This window comes from Terriglobales bacterium (assembly GCA_035487355.1).
In the GTDB taxonomy this organism is placed as follows: domain Bacteria; phylum Acidobacteriota; class Terriglobia; order Terriglobales; family Acidobacteriaceae; genus QIAW01.
This window is the reverse complement of sequence record DATHMF010000091.1, coordinates 1-24484: the sequence shown is the minus strand read 5'-3', so window position 1 is coordinate 24484 and position 24484 is coordinate 1. Positions and strand designations below refer to the sequence as shown.

Genomic DNA, 24484 nt, shown 5'->3' with positions numbered 1-24484 from the left:
TAGAGTTGATTCTATCTCTTACTGACTTTCTCTGGCCGATGGAACTGCTCCAGCTCCGTCGAGAGCTTCTTGGCGCGGCGTTCACGGCCACTTTCATACGAGGCCTTAATAAACGTCGAGAACAGCGGATGCGGCTCCAGCGGCTTCGACTTGAACTCAGGATGGAACTGGCATCCTAAGAAATGCGGATGACCGGGGATTTCTACGATCTCAACATAAGTCCCATCAGGAGTCGAGCCGGTGATGCGCAGCCCGGCGCCGGTCAGGATGGCCTCATACTCGCGGTTGAACTCATAGCGATGACGGTGGCGCTCGCTGATCTCAAGCTCACCATAAGCCTTGTGGGCGAGTGAGCCGGGTTCAAGCTTGCAAGCCCAGGCGCCCAGCCGCATGGTGCCGCCCAGTTCGTCGATCCCGCGCAGCTCGCGCAGTTTGTAGATGACGCGATGCGGCGTCGCCGGATCGAACTCGCTGGAGTCAGCCGACTCCAGCCCGCAAACATTGCGGGCATATTCAATACACGCCGTTTGCATGCCCAGGCAGATTCCGAAATAGGGAACTTTATTTTCACGGGCATAACGGATGGCGTTCAGCATTCCCGCGATGCCACGCTTGCCGAAGCCTCCGGGGACCAGAAGGCCGTCGTATTCCTCGATCTGCGCCTCGTACTCGCGGCCTTCGGTTTCGAGGCCCTCAGCTTCCACCCAAGTCACATTCAATTTGAGGTTGTGGCCCACCGCGCCGTGCACCAAGGCTTCTTTCAGGGATTTGTAAGAGTCTTCGTATTCCACATACTTGCCGACGATGCCAATCGAGACCTCGTCTTTCGGGTTGTAAACTCGGTGCACCAGCTCTTCCCACCTGCTCAGATTGCGCTCGGGCGCATTCAAGTGCAGATATTTCAGCGCGAGCGTATCCACCTGCTCTTTGGCAAAGACCAGCGGGACCTCGTAAATCGAAGCCACGTCTTTGGCGGTGATGACAGCATCTTCTTCCACGTTGCAGAACAGAGCGATTTTCGACTTGATCTCCTTGGAGAGAAAGCGGTCAGTGCGGCAGAGCAGGATGTCAGGCTGAATTCCTATGCTCAACAACTCTTTCACCGAGTGCTGCGTGGGCTTGGTCTTCAGCTCGCCGGCCGCTCCGATCCAGGGGACCAGGGTCACGTGCACGAAAAGCGTGTTCTCGCGGCCGAGCTCCTGGCGCATCTGGCGGATAGCTTCGATGAAGGGCAGCGATTCAATGTCGCCCACCGTGCCGCCGATCTCGACAATGACCACGTCCATATCCTGTGAGATCTTTTTCATGGCCGCCTTGATCTCGTTGGTGACGTGTGGAATCACCTGCACGGTCTTGCCCAGGTAATCGCCGCGGCGCTCCTTTGCGATAATTTGTTCGTAAATGCGGCCGGTCGTCCAGTTATTGTCGCGGGTCAACTTGGCGTGGGTGAAGCGCTCGTAGTGGCCAAGGTCGAGGTCAGTCTCGGCGCCGTCATCGGTCACAAAGACCTCGCCATGCTGGAAGGGCGACATGGTGCCCGGATCAACGTTGAGATAAGGGTCGAACTTCTGCAGGTTGACCTTGAGACCACGGCTTTCAAGCAGGCATCCGATGGATGCAGCCGCCAGCCCCTTGCCCAATGAAGACACAACCCCGCCCGTTACAAAGATGTACTTTGCAGACATTCTGACCTCACCTTGAAGAGTTTATAGGTACTAATCTGAGAACCGAGAACTGAGAACCGAGAACTGATTTCAGAGGATACTGTGCCCCCAATAAAACTAGGGTTGGCCTGGCGCCAATAGGGGTGCACAACCAATTATGGCAGAAAACAGCGATTACGAAAAGACCGATCTAGAGGACCCAACCAGCCTTGGAATACTCTAGAGCCACCACTCAGATTTTGAGAAGTCTATATCGGACTTAAGACGGATAAGCTTGGTCCTATATTTCTGGACGAGATGATCAGTCTCTTTATACAAATCGTAACGGGGGGCAGACGGCGAAATAGTTCGAATCCACTCCCACATTTGTGTTTTCGAGATATTCGTGGCTTGTTTGCCGTCGTTAATTTGTAACTCTATAAATTCTTTTACACGTTTCATGCCGCAAACGGCCCCCGCGACCCGTTTTGCAACGATCATGGCGTCACGATTGAGAGGAAGGCCCCATGGTTTGACTTCTGTTGTTGGATCGAACAAGTGGAGATTCTGGAAAAGAAGAACATTGGCCTGGTAGACCTTTCGTGCAAATCCCCACTGTATGAAATGCTGCAATTCGTGTGAAAAAATAATGACAAAATGAACTCTTTCCTGGGCATATCTGGTTCCAGGTACGTAAATCAGATTATCGAAGGCAATCTCTCCGGCCCAATCAAAAAAGTGGTGCTCTACATAATCCGGCCAAGGCACAGCCCCGAGGATGGGAATGTGAATGCCTGCAAACTGCCCAAAATGTTTTTGCAACCGTTCCGGATTCTCGTCGTCAAAGTAGCAAAGTAGTCTGAGAGAAGGAAGCTGGTGGAACTGCTTCAGCACTTGGTTGCACACTGGTTGCAGTCTTCCCCTGAGGCCAGATGACTTGAACTCCAGGCTTGGCTTAAAAGACGCGGGTTTACGGAGAGTAGTAGTCAAGATAGGATCTGATTCGTGTTTGGTTCTTTATCTTCTTTCGCAAGGTGGGGCCAGTCCGCGCCGTCCAGGCTGCAGATGCCATACCACTGATATTTGGTGGTTGCTTGCATTTTCTCTCGCAAGAAGCAATTGATTCGGGTCTGGTATCCCTTCCCCTGTCCCTTGACCCATGCGAGAACGTCAGCATCAATCCGAATCGTCAACGATTTCTTGATAGGCCGATAGAACTTTCCGACGACCACTTTACTTGGATTCACCAGCTCTGGAATATCCGTAAAATCGATTTCTTCGTCTTTCATCCGCTTCAAAGCGCGTATCTCTTTAGCCTGATTTTTTGTGAGCTTCATAGATTTTTCTCTCTCGTGAACTTGCTTTCCTGGCTGAAATGAGGCGGATGATTTCTTCGCCATTTTCTTCCCAAAAGATATGGGCCACCATCACAATAAGACCAGCAATCATTCCAAAAGTTTGCCACCGCTCTTCGCCATTGACGATAAGGTCCTGAAAGCTGAGCGCATATGGATCTTCAAAAACCAGCTGTGCCGTCTCGAAGCTGATTTTATGTTTCGCGAGATTACGGCGATTCTTCGCCTCATCCCATTCGAAGCGCATTTTTTGTAGTTACCATACCGTAACTACAATTATAAAGCCTAGATGACTCTTATTCCACTCACTTGAACTCCATTCACTTAAAACGGAAACAATATGCCTTTGTCTTTTAATTTCTCAAACTGCGTCGCGGAGAAGCGGTAAAGCCGGGCGGGCTTGCGTCCCCCTTTTTGCCACTCGTTTAGTGGCTTCAGGATTTTCAGCAACTCAAGCTTGCGGCGGAAATTTCGTTTATCCAGCTCTTTGTTCAGGATGGCTTCATAGACCCGCTGCAGTTCTGTGAGCGTGAACTTGGCGGGTAGGAGCTGGAATCCTACGGTGGTGTATTCCAGTTTGTTGCGCAGGCGTTCTACGGCGTAGTCTACGATCTTGCGATGATCGAAGGCCAGCGGCGGTAGCTTCGAGACCGGCCACCAGCGCGCGTCGGCGGCGTCAGTCCCGGCGCGGAGAGACTGGTCAGGAGAGATCAAAGCATAGTAGGAAATTGTGACTACCCGCCCGCGCGGGTCGCGGCCCGGATCTCCGAAGGAGTAGAGCTGCTCCAGATAGACTTCTTTGACTCCGGTTTCTTCCTGCAATTCGCGCAGCGCCGCCGCTTCCAGCGATTCGTTCTCATGCACGAAGCCGCCCGGAAGGGCCGAAGCGCCGGCGAAGGGCTCGATGCCCCGCTTCACCAGCAGTATCTTCAATTCGTTTTCGTGAATGGTGAAGATCACCAAGTCAACTGTGACTCGCATCATGTCTACTTTACCCGATAACGAGCTGAGCCTTTTGGGCCGCTGCATGAATCGTGGCAATTGCGCCCGAGTTAAATTCCAGGAAGTCGGCTTCGACGCCGTCGCTGAAGATTACGCCTCCCGAGGGCATCAGCGATTCCAAGCAGAGGCTGTGCTCAGGAGTGACTAAGCCGGCGACGATATTTGCCTGCGAGTGCCGGCTGATGAACGGTTCGCGGACGACGAACAACAGCCGCGGATCTTCCCAGGTCATTTTCAAGCCCGTAGGAGCTTTGCCGCCAGCGAACTGGGCGACACCCGACGCCATGTTGAATACCGAGGACATCCACCCCGTGCTGCCCGCACCGGTAGAGACGATGACGCCGCTCGATGACTGCGGCTCGGCGTGTCCTTGCCAAGTGAGGCGATAGCGGGCAGAGATATGCGTGCGTGCCCCAAGAAAAAGATCGTTGAAGGCCAGCAGGCGCTGGCTGTCGTTCAATTGAACTTCAGCTAGAGTCACGGCACGAACGCGCTGCTTGCCTTCCATCAGATTGTGCACCGCCGCGCAGGCGTCTTTAGGGAGAAAGGGAAGCAGCACGCCATCAAAGCGGCTGGGGTCAGGATTGACGGCAATGATGGGCTGGCCGTCCACATATTTGGCGGTGTTAGCGACCAGCCCATCTTGCCCCAGTGTGACAATCACGTCTTTGGGCGTGAACAGAAATGTAGGAACAAAAGAACGGTCCACGCACTGCAGCTTCAGCCCAAGCTCCAGCGCTCTCTGCGTCTGCTGCAGTGCGTGTTCGTAGTTGCCGTGCTCCTGCTCATAGTCGGCAAAGTCTCCACCCGCGTGCTCGATGTAAAACTTTGCCTGAGCGTGAGTGTTGAAGCGTTCAATCAGCTCTTGCAACCGGGTTTTTCTGGTGATGACAACAATTTTCTCGTACATAAATCACTTCCGGTTTGAAGTGAGCAGCGATTGCAAAAGGTCAGGAGAAATATTCAGCTCCCCGATCTTCTGCGCGTTGTTGGCCAGGTCCTGAAAGGCCATGGCAATCAATGTTCGCGGATCGCCCGCTCCTCCTCCACCCAGCAGCATCAGCGAACGCCAATCCACTTCGCGAATGGGCTTGAGGATTTGCGTCAGAGCATAGGCGCGGCTGTCGGCGTCCTTGCGCTCGTTTTGCACGCGGTGGTCAATCAGCTTGGCGCGTTGCTCCTCTACGGCAATCTCAGCCGCCATTTTGGTTTCCCGGATTTGCCGTTGCTTTTCCTCAACTGCAATCAGGGTATTGAGTTCGCTTTCCTTAATCAGCCGCTCCTGTTCCACAGCGGCGTTGCGCCGGGCATAGATCGCCTCGTCGGAGCGGCGCTGCAGGGCCTCGCGGGCCTCGGCTTCAAGGGCCTTGGCCATCTCCGGCGTGGGTTTGATGGAAAGAATGGAGAGCCCAAGCACCTCAACTCCCAAGGTGGAGGCGGTCTCGGACTCTTTCAGGCTTTTCAAGACCTCCTCCCGAAGCCGATCAGAACTGACCAGCAACTCGCGCAAGCTCATGCGCTGGGTTACCGTGCGCGTCAGGGTTTGCGTCGTATGCAGAAGACGCTCTGGCAACTTGAGCGGGGCTTCGGAGAAGGGGTTCGCGCTGAAATCCAGCAGACCAGCCAGCCGTTTTGGGTCTGAGACCCGGTAGGTAAGCTGTCCTTGAATCGTCGCGGATTGAAAGTCGCCCGTGGATTCGGCAAAGACAAATGGCGCATCGGCGCTCGCCAGCGGCACGGTGATGATGGTTGACGTGGGCGTGTAATAGAAGAAGAAAAGGCCGGCGCCCTCCCGCTTCAGCTTGCCGCCCGTGTAATGCAAGACGTAGGTGGTGGGTGGAACCTTGATGAATCTAAACATTGTCTTGGGCCTCCTTATTAAGTGTCTGTACAACACTAATAATGTGTCTTGTAAACACTATTGTCAAGGAATTTCTTGTAAAAAGATTGGGACAGGGTTAAGTCCCTCAAAAATAGGGGGGATGGAATTGTTAAGTGATTCTGGAAAGCAATAACGCATCTAAATCTAAAACAGATACATACCAAGGCCGGGGTTTCAGGCGTTATGATTTGTATATCTATGCCGCGGGTTTCCAGCTTCGCATTGCGTGTTGTGGCCCTCGTGCTTCTGCTGGGGGCGGGGGTTTTGTTTTCCCCGGCCCTACATGGCCAGGCGCGCAGTAAGCGCCTGATCCTGAAAGACGGCAGCTACCAATCTGCGGTGCGCTGGGAGGTCAAGGGCGACCGCGTGCGCTACTTCAGCGCCGAACGCTATGAATGGGAAGAGCTGCCTACCTCGCTGATTGATTGGCCGGCGACGGAAAAGTATGAGCAGGAGTTGCAGGAGGGGATTAGCGCGGAAGAAAAGCGTCTTGCAGCGGAAGACGAGGCGGAGCGCAAGGCCCAGGAGGCCAAAACACCGGTAGTCGCGCCGGGGGTGCAACTGCCGGACACCGGTGGCGTATACCTGCTGGACGTTTATCAGGAAAGGCCGGAGCTTGTTGAACTGGTGCAGAGCGGCGGCGAGATCCACAAGGACATGGGACGCACCATTCTAAGCGCGGCCATCAATCCGATTTCGCTCTCCACAAAACAGACGATTGAGATCCCAGGAGCAAGGGGCAGGGTGCAGGCGCATTCCACACAACCGGTCATCTACCTGGATATCAATGAAAGCGTCGCCACCGATGACACCGCCCCGGATGCGAACAAACCGGATGCCAACAAATCGGATACCAAAAAACAAAAACTCCCTGACTTGGCCCAGCGCTTCCGCATTGTGCAACTGGAAAAGAAAAAAGACTCGCGCGTGATTGGAAACCTGAAGATCATGTTTTACGGCACGATGAGCCAGCAGGAGAACTTAATCTCTACGCAGGTTGAGCAGGTGACCAGCGAATGGATCAAGGTGACTCCTGCGGCGTCGCTGAAGCCGGGCGAATATGCCGTGGCCGAGATGCTGGCAGAAAAACAGATGAACCTTTTTGTATGGGATTTTGGGGTTGACCCTTCAGCCCCGCAAAACCCCTCCGCCTGGACCCCGGTGCAGCCTAAAACGACCCCTGCCGGGACAGACGACACGCCAGTACTGCAATCGCGGCCGCATTAACGAGCATTCAGCAATCAGCACTCAGTTCTTGAATGTTCGAAAATAACCGCGGAGGGCGCCGAGATGCGGAGGAGATTTCCAGCCTCAACAGCCCTTGCTGGACGACGGCTGCCGTTCCCGTATCTGACGATGAAGCTGGCCCATGAGGGACTGATATACGAACATGCTGAACACTTGTAGGTTTGAAACTTCAAACTTGCCGCCAAAAAGGGGATGAATCTTCCAGCCTAAGCATTCATCCTTGCTTGGATTTAGACCATGAGAAGCTGCTATGCTGAGCCAGCTAGCAATAAAAGTCTCATCTACCCAATCAGATGATTTACTCAGGGAGTTGTATTCGTCGGAATTCTTGGCGACCATGAAATAGTCTCCGTCTAATACGGAGAGCACCCATAAACTACCGTCAGGGGCGCCCAGTACCCAGTCTCCGAAAGCTGAAATGAATAGCGGCGTATGCACAGCGGGTACGAGCCAGTGCCACTCGGCAAGCAGCTTCGACGCGTCGTAATGACTTGCCTCGTACATTAATGGACGAACTGGTTTCACAAAACTCGTGCTCTCCGGTTCAGTGGCGCGGCTCCGGGAAACAATAAACAGTCTTGATTTCTGATGCTATTTCAGCAACCCCTGCTGGGCGACGGCGATGTTGTCGCGAGTGGAGTTTTTGACGGTATACATCATCTCGTCGGCCTGGCGGATGATCTCGTGGGCGCTCTTGGCGTCGTCGGGGTAAGTGGCCAATCCCAGGCTGGCGCGGATATTGAGGTTCAAGTTTTCAGCTTTAAGAAATTCGCTCTCGCGCAGGGAATCGAGCAGGCGCCGGGCCACAACCAGGGCGGCTTCTTTGCTGGTCTGGGGCAAAAGGATCACGAATTCGTCACCGCCATAGCGGAAGGCGTAATCAATGAGGCGGAGGTGCGACTTGATGAAATATCCGATTTCGGCCAGCAGCTTAGAGCCGATCAGGTGGCCATGCGTGTCATTGACGCTCTTGAAGTGGTCAAGGTCAATAAAGATCACGCTAAACTCGTGGCCGAAGCGGGCGGAGCGATAGACCTCGGATTCCAGCGTCTTATAGAGATGACGGGCGTTGTAGAGGCCGGTACAGTCATCCGTAATGGTGAGCTCCTGGATGCGTTCCATGGAGCGGGCATTCTCAATGGCGATGGCGGCATAGTCGCAGATGGCCTGCAGAAAGAAGAGCTCGCGGTCGCCAAAGTTATCGAGCACGCAGTTGATGAGCTGGATCACGCCCAGGGTGCGGTGCTTGGCCCGCAGGGGAACGCAGATCATGGAGCTGGTGCGCTGCTTGGTCATAGCGTCAATGCGCTTGGCGAAGCGGGGATCGGTGTAGACATCAGGCACAATAAGCTGCTCGCCGTGCTTGGCCACCCATCCCGCAATGCCTTCGCCCATCTTCAGGCGGACGGATTTGAGCGAATCGGAGGCGTCGCCGACGGCGATGGCAAAGTAAAGCTCATCGGTCATCTCATCCACCATCAACAGGGACCAGGTATCGGGACGGAAGTATTCCGCCATCTTTTCCATGATGGTCTGCAGCACCGAGTCCAAATTCAAACTGGATGTCAGAGCCTTCGCCACATCATGGAAGATGCTCAACTCTGGGAGTTGACGGCGATCTTCTGGGGCCTCGCTCATCGAATGGGTTTCCTTCGTGGTCCAAAGGGGGGCAAAACGCCACGTGGCGCGTATTATATCGGTCGCAATTCCTATGGGCAAGAAAAGGTTATCCGGGTGAATATAGGCCATTAGCAGGAGTTTCACCTTAGAAAGCAGCATTTCAGCACTTTGCCCCTAAACATGATGAATCTGCGAATGAGCTTTTGGCGTTTTATTCATGCTTTGCGGGGCGGCTAATATCTCTAAACCCTATGTAAATGCCGCTTCCGGGGCTGACTCTGACTGCTGAATACTGCTTTTCAGTTGACAGCATGGAGCAGCCTACCTATGATGGGCGCAATCTTCCCTTGTTCTTGAGGTAGCCCTTGAATTTGCTGCGCCGCGTTCGTCCATACCAGCGTACAGGGAACAAATGACGGAACAATCACAGGATCCGCAGGATCCACAGCCATCCAAGGCCGCTCCCGCTTCCTTTGGCGAGCGTATGCGGCGTGAGCGCGAAATGCGCGGCGTCAAGCTGGAAGAGATCGCCGAATCCACCAAAATCGGCAAGCGCAATCTGGTTGCCCTGGAGCAGGAACGGTTTGATCAGCTTCCCGGAGGTATATTTAACAAAGGATTTGTGCGCGCCTACGCCAAATACCTTGGCCTGGATGAAGAGCAGGCAGTTAACGACTTTCTAGCGGCTTCGGCCAACTACGATCAGCCCGCCGCCCTGCAACCGCCTCCCACATCGTGGGTAAAGCCACCCGTGATGCCCAGCGACGACGCTATACGCCGCCGCAACCGTTTTTGGGTGGTGCTCGCCGTGATTTTGCTGGTTGGCGGATTTATCGCATGGTTCTACTGGAAGAGCCGCCCCCGCATTTCCGAAGATGCGGACCAGCCCCAGACTACCCAGGCCGCGATAGCGAATAACGCCTCCGCGCAAGCCGATCCGCCGCCCATCACAACCGCCAATCCGGCAAATTTGCCAGCCCAGCCGGTGGCGAATTCCTCAACCCCTTCTGCCCCAAACGCGGCTCAAGCTCCTATCAGGAAAGGCATCTTTACCGTCAAGATCCAGGCCAAAGAGACTAGCTGGGTCAATGTGGTCTCAGATGGCGAGCGAGTGATGAACGTTGTAATTCCTGCAGGCGAGGAGCGCACCATCCGCGCAAGGCAAGAGCTGGTGCTTAAGACGGGCAATGCCGGTGGGATTACGGTGGTACACAACGGGGTTCCCATCCCGGTTTCCGGCAGTGAGAGAGTCAAAACCCTGACTTTCAATGCGCGTGGCCTGAAGCGGTGAAAAGCAGTCCTAGCAAACTAGCAACCGGGGATGGCGCAACTGTTTTGCGCTCCACTCAATGTCAAATCTCGCCCGTTTAACCCACTGGAGCCGCTTTTGAGCGCAAATCATTGCCCTAAGTGTTATTAGAATGTTAACTTTGTAAAGACTCGAGACACTCCCTTCTCTGCGGTCCCAAGGTGTCCGCTATTATGTGTTCTCAATATTCTTAAATTAAGGAGCTCCAACTTTGGCTTCCAAAAAGCGTTGTTTATTTACTTCTGAATCGGTGACGGAAGGTCATCCCGATAAGATTGCCGACCAGATTTCCGATGCCATCCTCGACGCCTGTCTGGAGAAAGACCCCTACAGCCGCGTTGCCTGCGAAACCCTGACCACCACCGGTGTGGTGATCATAGCCGGTGAAATCACCACGGAAGCTTACGTGGATTTCCCCGCCATCGTGCGCGGCACGGTGACTTCGGTGGGCTATACCGACGCTTCCTATGGTTTTGATTCCAACACTTGCTCGGTCATCAGCTCGATTCATGCGCAATCGCCCGACATCGCCATGGGTGTGGATACCGGCGGCGCCGGCGACCAGGGCATGATGTTCGGCTACGCCTGTAATGAAAATGAAGATTACATGCCCACGCCCATCTCGCTGGCCCACAAGCTCACTATGAAACTCACCGAGATGCGCAAGAGCGGCAAACTCGATTACCTCCGTCCTGATGGCAAATCCCAAGTAACAGTTGAATATGATGAAAACGGCAAGCCCGTGCGAGTGGATGCCGTCGTGGTCTCGACGCAGCACTCCGAGCATGTAGACAACAAGAAGCTGCATGCCGATATCCTGCAGCACGTCATCCAGGCCTCGATTCCGGCCAAGTTCCTCGACGCAGACACCAAGTACCACATCAACCCCACCGGCCGCTTTGTTGTGGGTGGTCCGATGGGTGATACCGGCCTGACCGGACGCAAAATCATCGTGGATACCTACGGTGGCATGGGCCGCCACGGCGGCGGCGCCTTCAGCGGCAAAGATCCGACAAAAGTGGACCGCTCCGCAGCCTACATGGCGCGCTACATCGCCAAGAACGTGGTTGCAGCCGGATTGGCCGAGCGTTGCGAAGTGCAGCTTGCTTACGCGATTGGCGTGGCTGAGCCCGTCGGCGTTCTGGTGGAGACCTTCGGCACCGGCACGGTTCCGCAAGAGAAGATCGAAGAGCTGGTTCGCAAGAACTTCCAGCTTACGCCCAAGGGCATTATCGAATCCTTGAATTTGCGCCGGCCTATTTATCGCAAGACGGCCGCGTATGGCCACTTCGGCCGCAACGATAAGGATTTCACCTGGGAAGCCACCGACAAGGCTGCCACTCTGCGCGAGCAGGCCGGCCTGAAAGCTGGCGCTCCTGTGACGGTTGGCAAATAATAGTTTTATCTCGGAGGCCGGCGGATTTTTTCGCCGGCCTTCTGATGCCATCAATGTTGCAGTTGCTTAAAATCCGAAAAAATTTAGACAACTTGTGCACAACAGAAATTGTGCTCGGATGAACTTGCACGCGATTGTGAAAATGCTGTAAAGGCTCTCTCTATTTCCTACCCCCGGAACCGGTAAAAAGTTAAAATAAGACAACTTTATGTCTACGAAGGTCAGTACAAAAGTTAAGAAGAAGGAAAACAATCACACTATGTCTCCAGCGACTGTGACGCAAGTCAAGAGCGATGTAAGAAATCTGGATCTGGCCGATCAAGGAAAAAGACGCATTGAGTGGGCCAACCAGTCCATGAAGGTATTGCAGAACATCCGCAAAGACTTCATTAAAAACGAACCGTTGAAGGGCATGCGCATCTCGGCCTGCCTGCACGTGACAACGGAAACCGCCAATCTGGCCATCACGCTGCGCGATGGTGGCGCCGACGTGGTGCTGTGCGCTTCCAACCCGCTTTCCACGCAAGATGACGTGGCGGCATCGTTGGTGCGCGACTACAACATCTCCGTCTTTGCCATCAAGGGCGAGGACAACGACACCTATTACAGCCACATCCTGGCGGCGCTCGATCACAAGCCGCATATCACCATGGATGACGGCGCCGACCTGGTAACCATTGCGCTTACCAAGCGGCAGGATGTGGTCTCCGGCATCATCGCCGGCACCGAAGAGACCACCACGGGCGTCATCCGGTTGCGCGCTATGGCCAAGGATGGAGTGCTCAAGTATCCCATCATCGCGGTCAACGACGCCGATACCAAGCATATGTTTGACAACCGCTACGGCACCGGCCAGAGCACGATTGATGGCGTAATCCGCTGCACCAATACGCTGATCGCCGGCTCCAAGTTCGTGGTCGCCGGATACGGTTGGTGCGGCAAAGGTTTGGCCTCGCGTGCCAAAGGAATGGGCGCCGATGTAATCGTCACCGAAATCAACCCCACCCGCGCCATTGAAGCCGTGCTTGACGGTAACCGAGTTATGTCTATGAGCGAGGCTGCCAAGATCGGCGATATCTTTGTCACCGTCACCGGCAACAAGAGCGTTATCGGTAAAGAGCACTTTGAACTGATGAAAGACGGCGCCATCGTGGCTAACTCCGGCCACTTCAATGTGGAAATTGATATCCCCACGCTGGAGAAGATGGCCTCTTCCAAGCGCGCGACCCGCGAATTCGTGGATGAATACTCGCTCAAGGATGGCCGCAAGATTTATCTATTGGGTGAAGGCCGTCTCATCAATTTGGCCGCTGCCGAAGGACATCCGGCTTCGGTGATGGACATGAGCTTTGCCAACCAGGCGCTCTCGGTTGAGTATCTGGTGAAGAACCACAAGACCCTGGAACACAAAGTCTTCCCCGTTCCCGAAGAGCTGGATAAACGCGTGGCCAAGTTGAAGCTGGAATCCATGGGCATGAAGATTGACCGCCTCACCCCGGAGCAGGAAGAATACCTGGCGAGCTGGTCAGAGGGAACGTAAAAGAAGCAGTCAGCACTCAGCCAAAACAAAGCATTGAGCAGACAGGCGGTCTCTTAAAGACCGCCTGTTCTTCTTAGTAGCGCCGGCGTCCTCGTCGGCTGTTGCGTGGGCATCCTGCCTATACAAATTGTTCTCCCGCATAAGTTATTTCTGATTACCACTTGTGGTGCGAGGTGGGATATCCGAGTCCTTGATAATCCAATAACAGCTAGAAGCTGGTAGCTCACAGCTTGATTTTTTAATGGAAGGACAGGCGGCCCACACGGACCGCCTGTTTATTGGTGGGTTTCAAAAATGCCCGGACTTACATCACCAGGGCCAATCTCTCAAGCTCTGTGTGAAGAGAGTCCGCATTGGAACCGATGCCTTCAATCCTGCGAGCCGCTGCCAGGGCCGTTTCCGGCGAAACACCGTAGCCATGCTGGACGATAAATGCTTTTATAATTTCGGCAGTCTGGAGCCAGTCCAAGTCGCGCTTCGACAGCTCGCGCCGAAATGTCGCCACTTCTGTTGTGGTGAATTTTTCTGTTGCCGTGAATTTATGCTTCATTAAGTCACCCCCGACCTCTAAAGTTCTTTGCGAATCTGGATTGACAATTTGGCGCTATTCAAAAGGCTCTTTACAGATATATGCAAGCGCCTTGCCAGACTCAAAACCTTGCTTTTTGAAGGAGTTAGATGTTGGCCTAGCAGAGCTACTGTGGCATCTAGCACACAGAAACCATTCAGGTTGCGCCCAATAGCGCAACTCGGTGCCAGGGAGTTGATAGCAGCTCAGAAATCTGAAAAGGGATTCATGGTCCAAAGCCGATGACAAAAAATGGCACTATTTCTGGCTCATTGTTTGTTTCACAGTGCGGTGGGGGAAACGGACAAGAATTTGAATCCTGTACTCGCTATGCAGAATCTGGTTATTTTCAAGCTCACAACCGACCAAGGAGGAATACATGGCACAGGCACAAGCAACCGACCCGCGTTATCCCATAGGCAAGTTTGAAGCACCTGCCAGCATCAGCGAACCGCAGCGCCAGGAGTGGATTGCCGCAATTGTAGAGGCCCCCCAGCGCCTGCGGGTTGCGGTCAAAGGGTTGAGTGAGCCACAAATCAACACCGCCTACCGCGAGGGCGGATGGACGGTGCGCCAGGTTGTGCACCACGTGCCCGAAAGCCACATGAATGCGTATATTCGCTTTAAGCTGGCGCTCACCGAAGACAACCCTACCATCAAACCGTATGAGGAAGACAGGTGGGCCCTGCTCCCCGATATCAGCACGCCCACTGAGGTCTCCCTGCAACTGCTGGAGTCGTTGCACGTGCGCTGGGTCAATCTGCTGAAATCTTTGAAAGAGCAGGAGTGGAAGCGGACGTACTTTCATCCTGCAATGAACAAAACCTGGCCTCTGGAGCAGGTTCTCGCCCTCTATGCATGGCACGGACGCCATCACGTCGCTCACATTACCTCACTGCGGCAGAGCAAGGGCTGGAATTGAGGGATTGACGATTTACGATTTGTGATTGACGATTTGCGATTTTGCAAAAACGATTGTTAAGCTGAAAGTAAATCGTAAATCGTAAATCGTAAATCGTAAATCGTACTCCCGACTTCCCAAGCCTCTGCGCTCCTCCGTGCCCTCTGCGGTTTAATTCCTGGCTTGGAATCATTTATCATCTCGGGTGATGAAAAACATCGCCGCCTGGGCCCTGGATACCGCCGCGCAACGTGGCGCCACCTACGCCGACGCGCGCATCGTGGATGAGCGCCAGCGCCTCCTTTCCACCAAGAATGGCCGCGTAGGCCAGGCCTCCGACTCCGAATCGCTGGGCATTGGTATCCGCGTAATCGCCAAGGGAAGCTGGGGGTTCGCCGCCAGCGATTCCCTGGAGCAAAGAGCTGTGGAAGCCGCCGCCGCGAAGGCGGTGGCGATTGCCGAGGCATCGGCAATGGTGAAAGGCGGCGAGTTGCGCCTGGCGCCGGAAAAACCCGCAGTCGCCGACTGGACCTGCGACTACAAGATTGATCCTTTTACGATTTCAGTCGAGCAGAACATTGATCTGCTGCTGAAGGTTGATAAGGAACTGCTCTCGGTTACGGGCGTAACTTTAGCTGAAACCAATCTGCAGTTCCGCCGCTACGAGCAGTGGTTTTATTCCTCCGAAGGCGCAGATATCCACCAGTTGCGCTTTATCAGCGGGGCCGGCTACGCGGCCTATTCGTTTCAAGGAAGCGAGATCCAGAAGCGTTCTTATCCCAACTCTTTCGGCGGGCAGTACCAGAACAAAGGTTACGAGCTGATTGAAGAGCTGAAGCTGGTCGAGAACGCGCGTCGCATAGGGGAAGAGGCGGTCGCGTTGCACCAGGCAGCGCAGTGTCCGGAGGGAAGAGCGACCATCATCCTGGATTCTTCGCAGCTTGGATTGCAGATCCACGAATCCGTCGGCCATCCCATTGAGCTGGACCGCGTGCTGGGCATGGAAGCCAACTTCGCCGGCACATCATTCCTTACTCTCGATAAACTGCGTAACCTGCGTTATGGCAGCGATCTTGTGAACGTGGTGGCCGATGCCACCGTACAGCACGGACCCGGATTGGGAACTTTTGCATACGACGATGAAGGCGTGGCCGCACAGTGCACTCCCATCATCAGCAACGGTGAATTCACCGGATATCTTTCCTCGCGCGAAACCGCTCACACCATTGGGGCGACGCGCAGCGGCGGCACCATGCGCGCTGAAGGCTGGAACCGCCTGCCCATTATTCGTATGACCAATATCAGCATCCTTCCCGGCGAGAAGCCGCTGACCTTGGAACAACTTATTGCCGATACCGATGACGGAATCTTCGTGCAGACCAACCGCTCGTGGTCCATTGACGATAAGCGTTATAACTTTCAGTTCGGCTGCGAGATCGGCTGGGAGATCAAAAATGGCAGGCGCGGACGCATGATCAAAAACCCGTCGTACTCGGGCATTACAACCGAGTTTTGGAATTCCATGGACGCCATCTGCTCGCGCGACCAGTGGACGTTGTGGGGTACGCCCAACTGCGGCAAAGGCCAGCCTATGCAGACCATGGGCACCGGACACGGCGCCGCCCCGGCACGATTCAGGAATATAAAAGTAGGCAGCGCGTACAAAGGAAATTAACTGGCCGCAGAACGAGAAGACATGTATGAAGATGCACAGCTTCAGAGTTTCGCTAAGAACCCACTCTTGGGTAAAAAAGAGTTTCTTTCCAGCCCCGTAAGGGGGGCGTATAGTAGCCCAGCGCGCGGGTGAGCGGATGGCGAGCGCTGTCGCGCGCGAGCCAGACGCAAGGGCACAGCAGTTTACCGCGGAGCCCTTAGAATAAAGCGCTGGGTACCGGTAGAAATTGAGTTTAGTCCCGTAGGGACGATGCTCGCCTCCGCGTTACATGCGCGTGTTGGTGTGGGAATTGGTGAGGATCAATGATGAAAGACTTCAAAGACCAGAAGGTTTGGGAGAGAGCCCATCAACTTACGCTCAGGATTTATACTGCGACCGCTAGCTTCCCGAAAGAGGAGCTCGACGGGCTGACCGGTCAGATTCGGCGATGCAGCACCTCAATTGCAGCTACCATCGCCGAAGGATACGGGCAACGCACGGACCATGAGCTTCATCGCTTCCTGGGAGTAGCCTTGGGATTGGCCAGCGAACTCGACTATTACCTTTTATTGGCCCATGATCTTAAATTTCTCAACCAGACACAACACCAGGAACTTTCCGGCAGCTTATCGGGATTGCGCCGCATGCTCACAGCCACGATCGGGAAGGCCGGGAGCTGATGTTTCAACATAAGATTCAACCAGTCGCAGGCCGGATTATTTATGAGTACGACGATAATTATGGTCAGACGATACATCACTCGGGTGCCCCACTCGCGCGCCAGCGCGTGTGGGATGGCTTTTGATTACTGGTTACTGAATGCTGACTGCTAATTCCCATGCTAACTAAAGAACAATGCCACCAGATTTTTGAGCGGATCAGGAAGTTTTCTTCTGCCGACGAGGTTGAAGTCTATATCTCCGGTGGAGTCAGCGCACTGACGCGTTTTGCCAACAACATGATTCATCAGAATGTTGCGGATGAAAACCACGCTGTCTCGGTGCGCACTGTCTTCAACGGACGCACCGCGCGCTCGACCACCAACAAGCTCGATGAAGATAGTCTGCGTCGCGTGGTGCAGTCGGCTGAAAATCTGAGCAAGGTCCAGCATCCCAACCCTGACCTGCTGACCATGCTCGAAGGCAAAGAGCCGGCGACGCTCGTGCCCAACCGCTGGTTCGAGCAAACCCGCGCCGTGGGCGCGAAAGAGCGGGCTGTGGGTGTGAGTGAGATCGTGAAGGTGGCAAAGCGCGAAAAGCTGGTTACCGCCGGCATCTTTTCCGTTTCCGAGTATATGGAGGCGCTTTTCAACTCGCGCGGCCTGGCCCGCTTCCATCAGCAGACCTCTTCAGAAATTTCCATCACCATGCTGGGCGATGATTCCTCCGGCTGGCAAAAGGCCAACTCGCCCGATGTGCGCAACCTCAATGCAGTTGCTCTGGCCGAGATCGCGGCACGCAAGGCGCGGCAATCGGCAGCACCGCGCGAGCTGGCGCCGGGTAAATACACCGTTATCCTCGAACCTGCTGCGGTGCTCGACCTGGTGGGATTTATGTTCTACGATTTTGCCGGTCTGGCGGTGCTTGATCAGCGGTCGTTCCTGAATAATCGCGTGGGCAGCAAGCTGTTCGGCGACAACATTACGATTCACGATAACGTCAGTCATCCGCTGCAATCCGGGTCACCCTTTGATGGTGAAGGTGTGCCCCGTCAGCAGGTGACCCTGGTGGAAAAAGGCGTTGCCAAGAATCTTGTCTACGCCCGCGCCACGGCAGAGAAGATGAAAAAATCTGAGCTGGCAGCTAAGGTCGGCGAAGTGAAGCCCACCGGCCACGGATTTCTGCTGCCCAACGAGATCGGCGAAGCGCCCATGAACGTGGTCTTTGCGCCGCCGGAGACGGGAAACGCAAAGACCGTAGATGAAATGGTGGCTTCAACCGAGCGCGGAGTGTGGGTGACGCGGCTGTGGTATATCCGCGAGGTTGATCCCTACGAAAAAATCCTGACCGGCATGACCCGCGACGGCACCTTCTACGTGGAAAACGGAAAGTTGCAGCACGGCATCCTGAACTTTCGCTTCAATCAGAGTCTGGTTGAGCTGTTGAGCAAGGTGGAAGCGCTCAGCATACCCGTGCGCGCCAGCGGGGAAGAATCATTTGACATGGTTGTGCCCGCGATGAAGGTAAAAGATTTTAACTTTACGGAAGTGACGAAGTTTTGAAAGAAGCTCTTAGCCATTAGCTCTTAGCTTTTCTTGATACTTTGCTGCGTCAGTCGCTTAAACCGGCGACAAGGTTTGGAAGGATTTCTGGTGCAATAAACAAAAGCTAAGAGCTAAAAGCTGCTTACTGCGATATCCCCGCGTTCGCCCCGCTTACCGGCTGCCGTGAGCTTTCAGGTTTGGTATCAGTAAAGAAGAAGTTACCGCTGTAGAGGTTGTGGTACATGCGTCCGGCGATCTCGGCGGCTTTGGGGCCAAAGGTAGGACGCCCGCCGCGCAGGAAGACCACGACTACAACTTTCCCGTGATCGGTGTTGGCATAAGAAGCGAACCAGCCGAAGCGGGTGCCATCTTTCGAGCAGGTCCCGGTCTTTCCTAAAATTTCTTCTTCGTCAAAGCTGTAACGCACGCTACGCGCCGTACCGTATTCCACCGCTCCGGCCATGCCTTCCGAGACATCGGGAATAAGGTCGGCGATATCGAGCTGCCGCTTTGACCGCGGCACAAAGTTGGTTACATCATCCGCCGTCTGCGGATGCTGCAGGTAATAAAGCGTGCCGCCGTTGGCAATGGCTGCGATCATGGCGCCAAGCTGCAGAGGAGTCATGGAGATGCTCTCGCCATAAGAGCACAGTTTGCCGACTCCACCATCTTTCGTGGTGGGCGCTCCGCTGGGGAATTGCCCCAGGTGTTCGCCTTCGATGTTAAAGCCGGCCAGTTCACCCATACCGAACATGTGAGCATATGAGCTGACCCGCTTGAAGCCCAGCCTGCGTCCCAGCGCTTCGAAATAAGCATTGTTGGAGTGCGCCAAGGCATCGGTCAGGTTCACATGGGTCCTGCGTCCGAGCTTGACCTCTTGGTCTTTGGTAATCAGGCCTTCTTTGAGCGCGGCCAGGGCCACTGCAACCTTGAAAGTTGAGCAAGGCTGCGCCCCTTCAGAAAGGGCCAGCTTCTGGTTGACCATGGTCAGAATGCGTCCCGAGGCAGGATCAATGGCCACAACCGTGCCGTTCATATTGCCCAGGGCGTCTATGGCCGCGGCGCGGACTGCCGGGTCTTCTCCGGCGGTGCTGTCGCCTGCGGTCACGTCATCGGCAAAAGAGCTGGTATAGAAGCGCTCGTAGTAGTGATGATGCCGGCGCCGGTGGCGCAACTGGCTCATGTGCTTCTGCGCGCCCGAGCTTTCGCTGATTTGCGACTTGGACTTTTTGGAAGCAGAAGAAATCGAACGCCCATAGGCGAACGAGGTAAAGAGAAAGAAAACGACAAGAGCTATGAGCCCGAGTACAACTCTGTGACTACTGTGGCGCGCCACCATACAGGTGAATTCCCATCTTTTGTTGCTAAAGGTTGGAGTGATAGTACGTTAGTTGCTGGGGCGGACACAATAGGAAAAACCCCTGAGACCCTGAAACGGCAACCTCATTAGCCACTGTGTACTTAGATGAGCGCCGGCAAAGCTAAGTTGCAGTTAAATCTTAGGGTATCGAACCGCAGGCTAAAAGCTGATCCGGTAGTGGGTCAGTTTGGAAAAGCATGGCCGCATGGAGTATGGGTGGGTTTGTTCCCGTGTTGCTCGCAACCGCGCATGTTGCTCGCAACCGCGTACAATCGCCATCACTTCCCACAAGCCGACTTCCCGTTACCGATCCAGACAATTCCTCCGAAGCCCGTTTCTGGACCGTGTCCGTTGCTGCGGGCAGCTCGCCTCGGTCAATGAGTGTAATCTGTTCTCGGATAAATCGGGGACAGACGGGATGTTTTCTCAGGGGAAAGGTTCCGTCTGTCCCCGAATTTCCTAACGTTCCTGGTGCTCTGAGACGGGATTCTTCAGAAGCTTTGCCACAGTCTTCAAGATTTCGTGGGAAAGCGCCTCATCCGATACGGCGCGCGCCAGCGAGATGGCTCCGACGAGGGCGCTGAAAGTCAAGATCGCCCGCGACCTTGCCGCACGCTTGTCCTTGCCTGGAAGCAAACCGGCAATCAACTCAAGGTCCTTCCGGACTTGTTCCGAGGTAAGCGCGCGGGTGCGCTTATCGCTGCGTGCGATCTCCGGTGCCAACGCGCTGAAGGCACAGCCCGTGCCCGGATTATCGCGGTGCGCTTGGTTCAGATAGTCGTCAATCAACTTTTCGTAGGACACTGGCGGCCCGCTGGATTTGGCCGCGTCCGCTCTCCGTTTCCAACCGCCGAATGCAGAGTTGACCGCTTCGGCCACTAAGTCGTCACGCGAATCGAAGTGCTTGTAGAAGCCGCCCACCGTCAGGCCGGCTTCCTTCATCAGCTCGGCAATTCCGAAACCTGCGAGGCCCTTTTCGCGGAATCTCCTGGAGGCAATGGCGACGATGCGATTGTGAGTTCTCGCTTTTTGAGCTCTGGAATAGCCCATGTGTCCCTCCACAAAAATAAACTGCGACTAAATCAGGATTACGAATCTAATCCAGTTAGTGGATTATAACAATAATCCAGACAACACAGCTGGCAAGGTCCGGGACCTTCCTAGGGAGCAGGGCGCCAGCGGCGCTCGTCTCATCGTCAGACTGATGGAGGCAACCCTTAATGACTGAAGTCGCAACTGGAGAAAAGAGAACTAATATGCATGCAATGAGAGCGGAAAATTTCAATGGCTATAAAGAGTTGAAGCTTATCGAGCTTCCAAAACCAACGGTCACAGACGGGAAAGTACTGCTGCGAATCACTGCGGCCGGCGTCACGCCGCTCGACTATACGATTCTCTCCGGCCAGTTTCACGGCTCGAAGGCGCCTCTAGTCCTGGGCAACGAAGGAGCAGGCGTGGTGGAGGAGGGAGGCGGAACGGAGTTTCCCGCCGGCTCACGCGTGATGTTCTGGGGCATCTATGGCGCTTTTGCGGACGGAGCCTACAGTGAGTGGGTTGCGGTACGCAAGCAAGACCTTTGCCTGATTCCCGGCAATGTCGACGACGTGAGTGCCGCGGGTATTCCAGTCGCGTATCTCACCGCGCAAGTGGCTCTTACCCTCGCCGGTTTTCGTCCCGGTAAAACCGTTCTGGCACCAGCGATCGGAGGATCGGTCGGCAACGCGGTGACACAACTGGCGCGCGCTCTGGGAGCAAAACACGCCATATCCAGCACGACCAACCATGCGAAAGCCGAGCAGGCGAAGGCGCTCGGATTCAATGAGGTCATCGATACTTCCTTGGAGAAGTTGGGTGACGGTGTACGTCGTATCACCGACGGCTACGGCGCAGATATTGTGATCGATGGGATCGGCGGTGAAGTCTTGAGCGGGGCGCTCAAAGCGCTCGCGTTGGGAGGAAGCCTCACAACACTGGGATATTCCGCAAGCCGTAAGACGACCATTGACGTGACAAATCTCATCGTGCCACAGGCCAGCATCCGGGGTCTCAACATGTTCGCTCAGCCGCAGGCGACCGTTACGGACGCGTGGAAAGCTATTGTCTCTCTGCTTAAATCCGGTGCGATCAAACCGATCGTGGCGAAGACGTTCCCTCTGGCCGAAGCGGCTGAGGCTCTGCGTTATCTCGTTGAAGGCCGCCCCTTCGGGAGGGTGGTTCTTACAGTCTGACGACGATTGATAAGGGGGAAACATAACAGGTATCCCGCTCTGCAATTAGCGAAGGGTTCGCACTAGGCGCAGGCGTAGTGCGAACACAAGTTGTCAAATCAACCCAACTACGCTCGGACGAGCTTACTCAGAGAGAGGAATCAATGACTACAATAAAGGCTTTTCGGCTGGCTTCGCTGGTCACGGCAATCAATGTCCTGGTGGCGAGCGGCTTTTCCATCGCCGCGATCATCCATCCGCAATACCTGGTCCCTGCCGAATCCGTTCCAACGCAGGCGTCGTTGCTATTGGCGATGTACGCAGCGGCGCGCACAATTCCTCTGGCTTTGTTCGCATTGGGGGCGATCTACAAGCAGGCGACGCCTGCGTTGCTGATCCTGGGTGCGCTCGCCGGCGCCATGCAATTGCTGGATGCTGGAATCGGTCTGTTTGAGCATGATCTTGGGAAATGCGCTGGGCCGCTCTTTATCGCCGTCGTCCAATTCTTCGTGGTGTATCTGCTTCACAGATCCGTGCGGATCACGCCGCAAACCAAGCGCGGATAACTTCCCAGTACCAAGCCCGGCCAACTTCCTCGAAGCCCGTTTATGGACCGCGAGACGAAGTAGGTACGAACTGTGCTACCCGAAGCCATGGCTCCGGGATTACTTCCGGATTGCCGACCATCCACCGATGAAATGAATCAAAGGCGGCAGACTCCCGCTTGCGGGCAAAATGAGCTCCAGTCTGCTGAACTTCGGTGTACTTAGATGTAGGGGAGGAAAGTGCGCGCGCCAACCAGAACGCACGCACGTTCGATTTCACAACTCTGGGCTTAGTTGACAGCTTTCTTTTCTGCCGCAGGGAGATCGTAGCGATCAAGGTTCATCACCTTGTTCCAAACACTTACGAACTGATGCACGAACGCCTCCTTCGCGTCCTCACATGCATAGACTTCCGCAATCGCTCGGAGCTGCGAGTGTGAGCCGAAAATGAGGTCGATACGAGTGGCGGTCCACTTGAGTTCGCCCGTCGCGCGATCGCGTCCTTCGTAGACACCATCCGATGCGGGCTGCCACTTGGTCCTCATATCGAGCAGGTTGATAAAGAAATCATTCGTCAGCGTCTCGGGTCGCTTGGTGAGGATGCCGTGCTTCGAGTTCCCAAAGTTTGCGTTCAGTGCCCGCATGCCGCCGATAAGAACCGTCATCTCGGGAGCAGTCAGTGTCAGCAGCTCCACCCGATCCAACAACAGCTCCTCCACCGGTCTCTTTTCTCCCTTCCGAATGTAGTTCCGGAACGCGTCCGCGGCCGGCTCCAGCACTGCGAACGAGTGCGCATCCGTTTGCTCCTGCGATGCATCCGTGCGACCCGGAGCGAAGGGAACCTTCACCTCGTGCCCGGCCTTTTTCGCAGCTTCCTCGACGGCGGCGTTGCCGGCGAGGACGATCAGGTCGGCGAGTGAGACCTTCTTCCCTTTTTTGCCGTTGCTCTGCGAGCTGTTGAACTCCTTTTGGATCGCCTCCAGCTTCTGCAGGATCTTTGCCAGCGCGGCCGGCTGGTTCACCTCCCAATCTTTTTGCGGGGTGAGGCGAATACGCGCTCCGTTCGCGCCACCGCGCTTATCCGATCCTCGGAAGCTTGATGCCGATGCCCAGGCCGTCGTGACCAGTTCGGAAATTGATAAACCGGAGGCGAGAATCTTGGCTTTCAGGGCAGCAATGTCTTTCTCCCCGATCAATTCATGATCCACGGCGGGAACAGGGTCCTGCCACAGCTGGGGCTCCTTCGGAACGAGCGGGCCAAGGTACCGCGAGATCGGCCCCATGTCGCGATGCGTCAGCTTGAACCACGCCCGAGCAAACGCGTCTGCGAACTGGTCCGGATGCTCGTAGAAGCGCCGTGAAATCTTTTCGTAAGCAGGGTCGAACCGCAAGGAGAGGTCAGTGGTCAGCATGGATGGCGCGTGACGCTTTGACGGATCGTGCGCATCCGGCACCGTACCATTGCCTGCGCCATTCTTCGGTTTCCATTGATGCGCCCCAGCCGGGCTCTTGGTCAGTTCCCATTCGTTGCCGAACAGGTTCGCGAAGAAGTTGTTGCTCCACTTCGTAGGCGTCGTGGTCCAGGTGACTTCCAGGCCGCTGCTGATCGCGTCGCCGCCTTTGCCCGTGCCAAATTTGCTCGTCCAGCCCAGGCCCTGCTCCTCGATGCTGGCGGATTCCGGCACTGGGCCCACCAGTGATACATCTCCCGCGCCGTGGGTTTTGCCGAAGGTGTGACCGCCGGCAATGAGCGCAACGGTCTCCTCGTCATTCATCGCCATGCGGGCGAAAGTCTCCCGGATATCCCGTGCCGCGGCAACCGGATCCGGCTTTCCATTCGGCCCTTCCGGATTCACATAGATCAAACCCATCTGCACGGCAGCGAGCGGATTCTGGAGATCACGGTCGCCGCTGTAGCGCTCGTCCGCCAGCCACTTGCCTTCTGGTCCCCAATAGATGTCCTCTTCAGGCTCCCAGACATCCGCGCGACCGCCACCGAACCCGAACGTTTTGAAGCCCATCGACTCGAGGGCGACGTTGCCCGCGAGAAT

Annotated in this window: 23 protein-coding genes; 10 read left to right on the top strand and 13 right to left on the bottom strand. The window is 55.2% G+C overall.

What is annotated here, in order from left to right:
• Positions 1 to 11: 11 nt before the first annotated feature.
• The 7 genes from VK738_16770 to VK738_16740 form a co-directional block, all read right to left on the bottom strand.
• Positions 12 to 1685: a CTP synthase gene (locus VK738_16770; protein ID HTD24314.1), complete on the bottom strand. Its 1674-nt coding sequence runs from the start codon at positions 1683 to 1685 to the stop codon at positions 12 to 14.
• A gap of 198 nt (positions 1686 to 1883) precedes the next feature.
• A complete protein-coding gene (locus tag VK738_16765) occupies positions 1884 to 2633 on the bottom strand; it encodes a hypothetical protein (protein HTD24313.1) in 750 nt (249 codons plus the stop codon).
• On the bottom strand, positions 2630 to 2980 hold the full coding sequence (locus tag VK738_16760) for a BrnA antitoxin family protein (protein HTD24312.1): 351 nt from the start codon (positions 2978 to 2980) through the stop codon (positions 2630 to 2632). The genes VK738_16765 and VK738_16760 overlap by 4 nt, the downstream gene beginning before the upstream one ends.
• Complete coding sequence (locus VK738_16755) at positions 2955 to 3245, bottom strand: BrnT family toxin (GenBank protein ID HTD24311.1); 291 nt, start codon at positions 3243 to 3245, stop codon at positions 2955 to 2957. The genes VK738_16760 and VK738_16755 overlap by 26 nt, the downstream gene beginning before the upstream one ends.
• Before the next feature lie 77 nt (positions 3246 to 3322).
• Positions 3323 to 3982: an NUDIX domain-containing protein gene (locus VK738_16750; GenBank protein ID HTD24310.1), complete on the bottom strand. Its 660-nt coding sequence runs from the start codon at positions 3980 to 3982 to the stop codon at positions 3323 to 3325.
• 7 nt (positions 3983 to 3989) lie between these two features.
• Entirely contained in the window at positions 3990 to 4910 is a 921-nt protein-coding gene (locus VK738_16745; GenBank protein HTD24309.1) for a hypothetical protein, read from the bottom strand.
• Between the two features lie 3 nt (positions 4911 to 4913).
• Positions 4914 to 5861: an SPFH domain-containing protein gene (locus VK738_16740; protein HTD24308.1), complete on the bottom strand. Its 948-nt coding sequence runs from the start codon at positions 5859 to 5861 to the stop codon at positions 4914 to 4916.
• Positions 5862 to 6065: 204 nt separating this feature from the next.
• Between VK738_16740 and VK738_16735 the strand changes: the two genes are divergently transcribed.
• A complete protein-coding gene (locus VK738_16735) occupies positions 6066 to 7109 on the top strand; it encodes a hypothetical protein (protein HTD24307.1) in 1044 nt (347 codons plus the stop codon).
• 84 nt (positions 7110 to 7193) lie between these two features.
• Here VK738_16735 and VK738_16730 read toward each other — a convergent pair whose 3' ends face one another.
• Both VK738_16730 and VK738_16725 read right to left on the bottom strand, forming a co-directional pair.
• Positions 7194 to 7655 (bottom strand): T6SS immunity protein Tdi1 domain-containing protein, encoded by a 462-nt coding sequence (locus tag VK738_16730; GenBank protein ID HTD24306.1) that lies wholly within the window; start codon positions 7653 to 7655, stop codon positions 7194 to 7196.
• Positions 7656 to 7721: 66 nt separating this feature from the next.
• On the bottom strand, positions 7722 to 8768 hold the full coding sequence (locus tag VK738_16725; GenBank protein ID HTD24305.1) for a sensor domain-containing diguanylate cyclase: 1047 nt from the start codon (positions 8766 to 8768) through the stop codon (positions 7722 to 7724).
• Between the two features lie 394 nt (positions 8769 to 9162).
• Here VK738_16725 and VK738_16720 point away from each other — a divergent pair, with 394 nt between their 5' ends.
• The 3 genes from VK738_16720 (at position 9163) to ahcY (ending at position 12995) form a co-directional block, all read left to right on the top strand.
• Entirely contained in the window at positions 9163 to 10041 is an 879-nt protein-coding gene (locus tag VK738_16720; protein HTD24304.1) for a RodZ domain-containing protein, read from the top strand.
• 229 nt (positions 10042 to 10270) lie between these two features.
• Positions 10271 to 11455: a methionine adenosyltransferase gene (metK, locus tag VK738_16715; protein ID HTD24303.1), complete on the top strand. Its 1185-nt coding sequence runs from the start codon at positions 10271 to 10273 to the stop codon at positions 11453 to 11455.
• 208 nt (positions 11456 to 11663) lie between these two features.
• Positions 11664 to 12995: an adenosylhomocysteinase gene (ahcY, locus tag VK738_16710; protein HTD24302.1), complete on the top strand. Its 1332-nt coding sequence runs from the start codon at positions 11664 to 11666 to the stop codon at positions 12993 to 12995.
• A 304-nt stretch (positions 12996 to 13299) separates the two neighbouring features.
• On the opposite strand, the gene VK738_16705 is transcribed toward ahcY, so the two are convergent.
• The gene (locus VK738_16705) at positions 13300 to 13545 is read right to left on the bottom strand and encodes a hypothetical protein (protein ID HTD24301.1); all 246 of its coding nucleotides are present in this window, start codon (positions 13543 to 13545) and stop codon (positions 13300 to 13302) included.
• A gap of 397 nt (positions 13546 to 13942) precedes the next feature.
• Here VK738_16705 and VK738_16700 point away from each other — a divergent pair, with 397 nt between their 5' ends.
• From VK738_16700 to VK738_16685, 4 genes are all read left to right on the top strand, one after another.
• The gene (locus VK738_16700) at positions 13943 to 14485 is read left to right on the top strand and encodes a putative metal-dependent hydrolase (protein ID HTD24300.1); all 543 of its coding nucleotides are present in this window, start codon (positions 13943 to 13945) and stop codon (positions 14483 to 14485) included.
• Between the two features lie 187 nt (positions 14486 to 14672).
• The gene (locus VK738_16695) at positions 14673 to 16139 is read left to right on the top strand and encodes a TldD/PmbA family protein (protein ID HTD24299.1); all 1467 of its coding nucleotides are present in this window, start codon (positions 14673 to 14675) and stop codon (positions 16137 to 16139) included.
• 302 nt (positions 16140 to 16441) lie between these two features.
• Positions 16442 to 16798 carry a four helix bundle protein gene (locus VK738_16690; GenBank protein ID HTD24298.1) on the top strand — a complete coding sequence of 119 codons (357 nt, stop codon included), beginning with the start codon at positions 16442 to 16444 and terminating at the stop codon, positions 16796 to 16798.
• A 158-nt stretch (positions 16799 to 16956) separates the two neighbouring features.
• Positions 16957 to 18339: a TldD/PmbA family protein gene (locus VK738_16685; protein HTD24297.1), complete on the top strand. Its 1383-nt coding sequence runs from the start codon at positions 16957 to 16959 to the stop codon at positions 18337 to 18339.
• 124 nt (positions 18340 to 18463) lie between these two features.
• Here VK738_16685 and VK738_16680 read toward each other — a convergent pair whose 3' ends face one another.
• Positions 18464 to 19504, bottom strand: coding sequence for a penicillin-binding transpeptidase domain-containing protein (locus VK738_16680; protein ID HTD24296.1), 1041 nt, complete (start codon positions 19502 to 19504; stop codon positions 18464 to 18466).
• A 636-nt stretch (positions 19505 to 20140) separates the two neighbouring features.
• Positions 20141 to 20731, bottom strand: a complete 591-nt coding sequence (locus VK738_16675) for a TetR/AcrR family transcriptional regulator (protein HTD24295.1) — start codon at positions 20729 to 20731, stop codon at positions 20141 to 20143.
• A 206-nt stretch (positions 20732 to 20937) separates the two neighbouring features.
• Here VK738_16675 and VK738_16670 point away from each other — a divergent pair, with 206 nt between their 5' ends.
• Together VK738_16670 and VK738_16665 are read left to right on the top strand one after the other, a co-directional pair.
• Complete coding sequence (locus VK738_16670; GenBank protein ID HTD24294.1) at positions 20938 to 21909, top strand: zinc-binding alcohol dehydrogenase family protein; 972 nt, start codon at positions 20938 to 20940, stop codon at positions 21907 to 21909.
• Positions 21910 to 22052: 143 nt separating this feature from the next.
• Positions 22053 to 22454 (top strand): hypothetical protein, encoded by a 402-nt coding sequence (locus tag VK738_16665; GenBank protein HTD24293.1) that lies wholly within the window; start codon positions 22053 to 22055, stop codon positions 22452 to 22454.
• 269 nt (positions 22455 to 22723) lie between these two features.
• Here the strand turns inward: VK738_16665 and katG are convergent.
• A partial coding sequence (gene katG / locus VK738_16660) for a catalase/peroxidase HPI (protein HTD24292.1) occupies positions 22724 to 24484 on the bottom strand: 1761 nt, incomplete at its 5' end.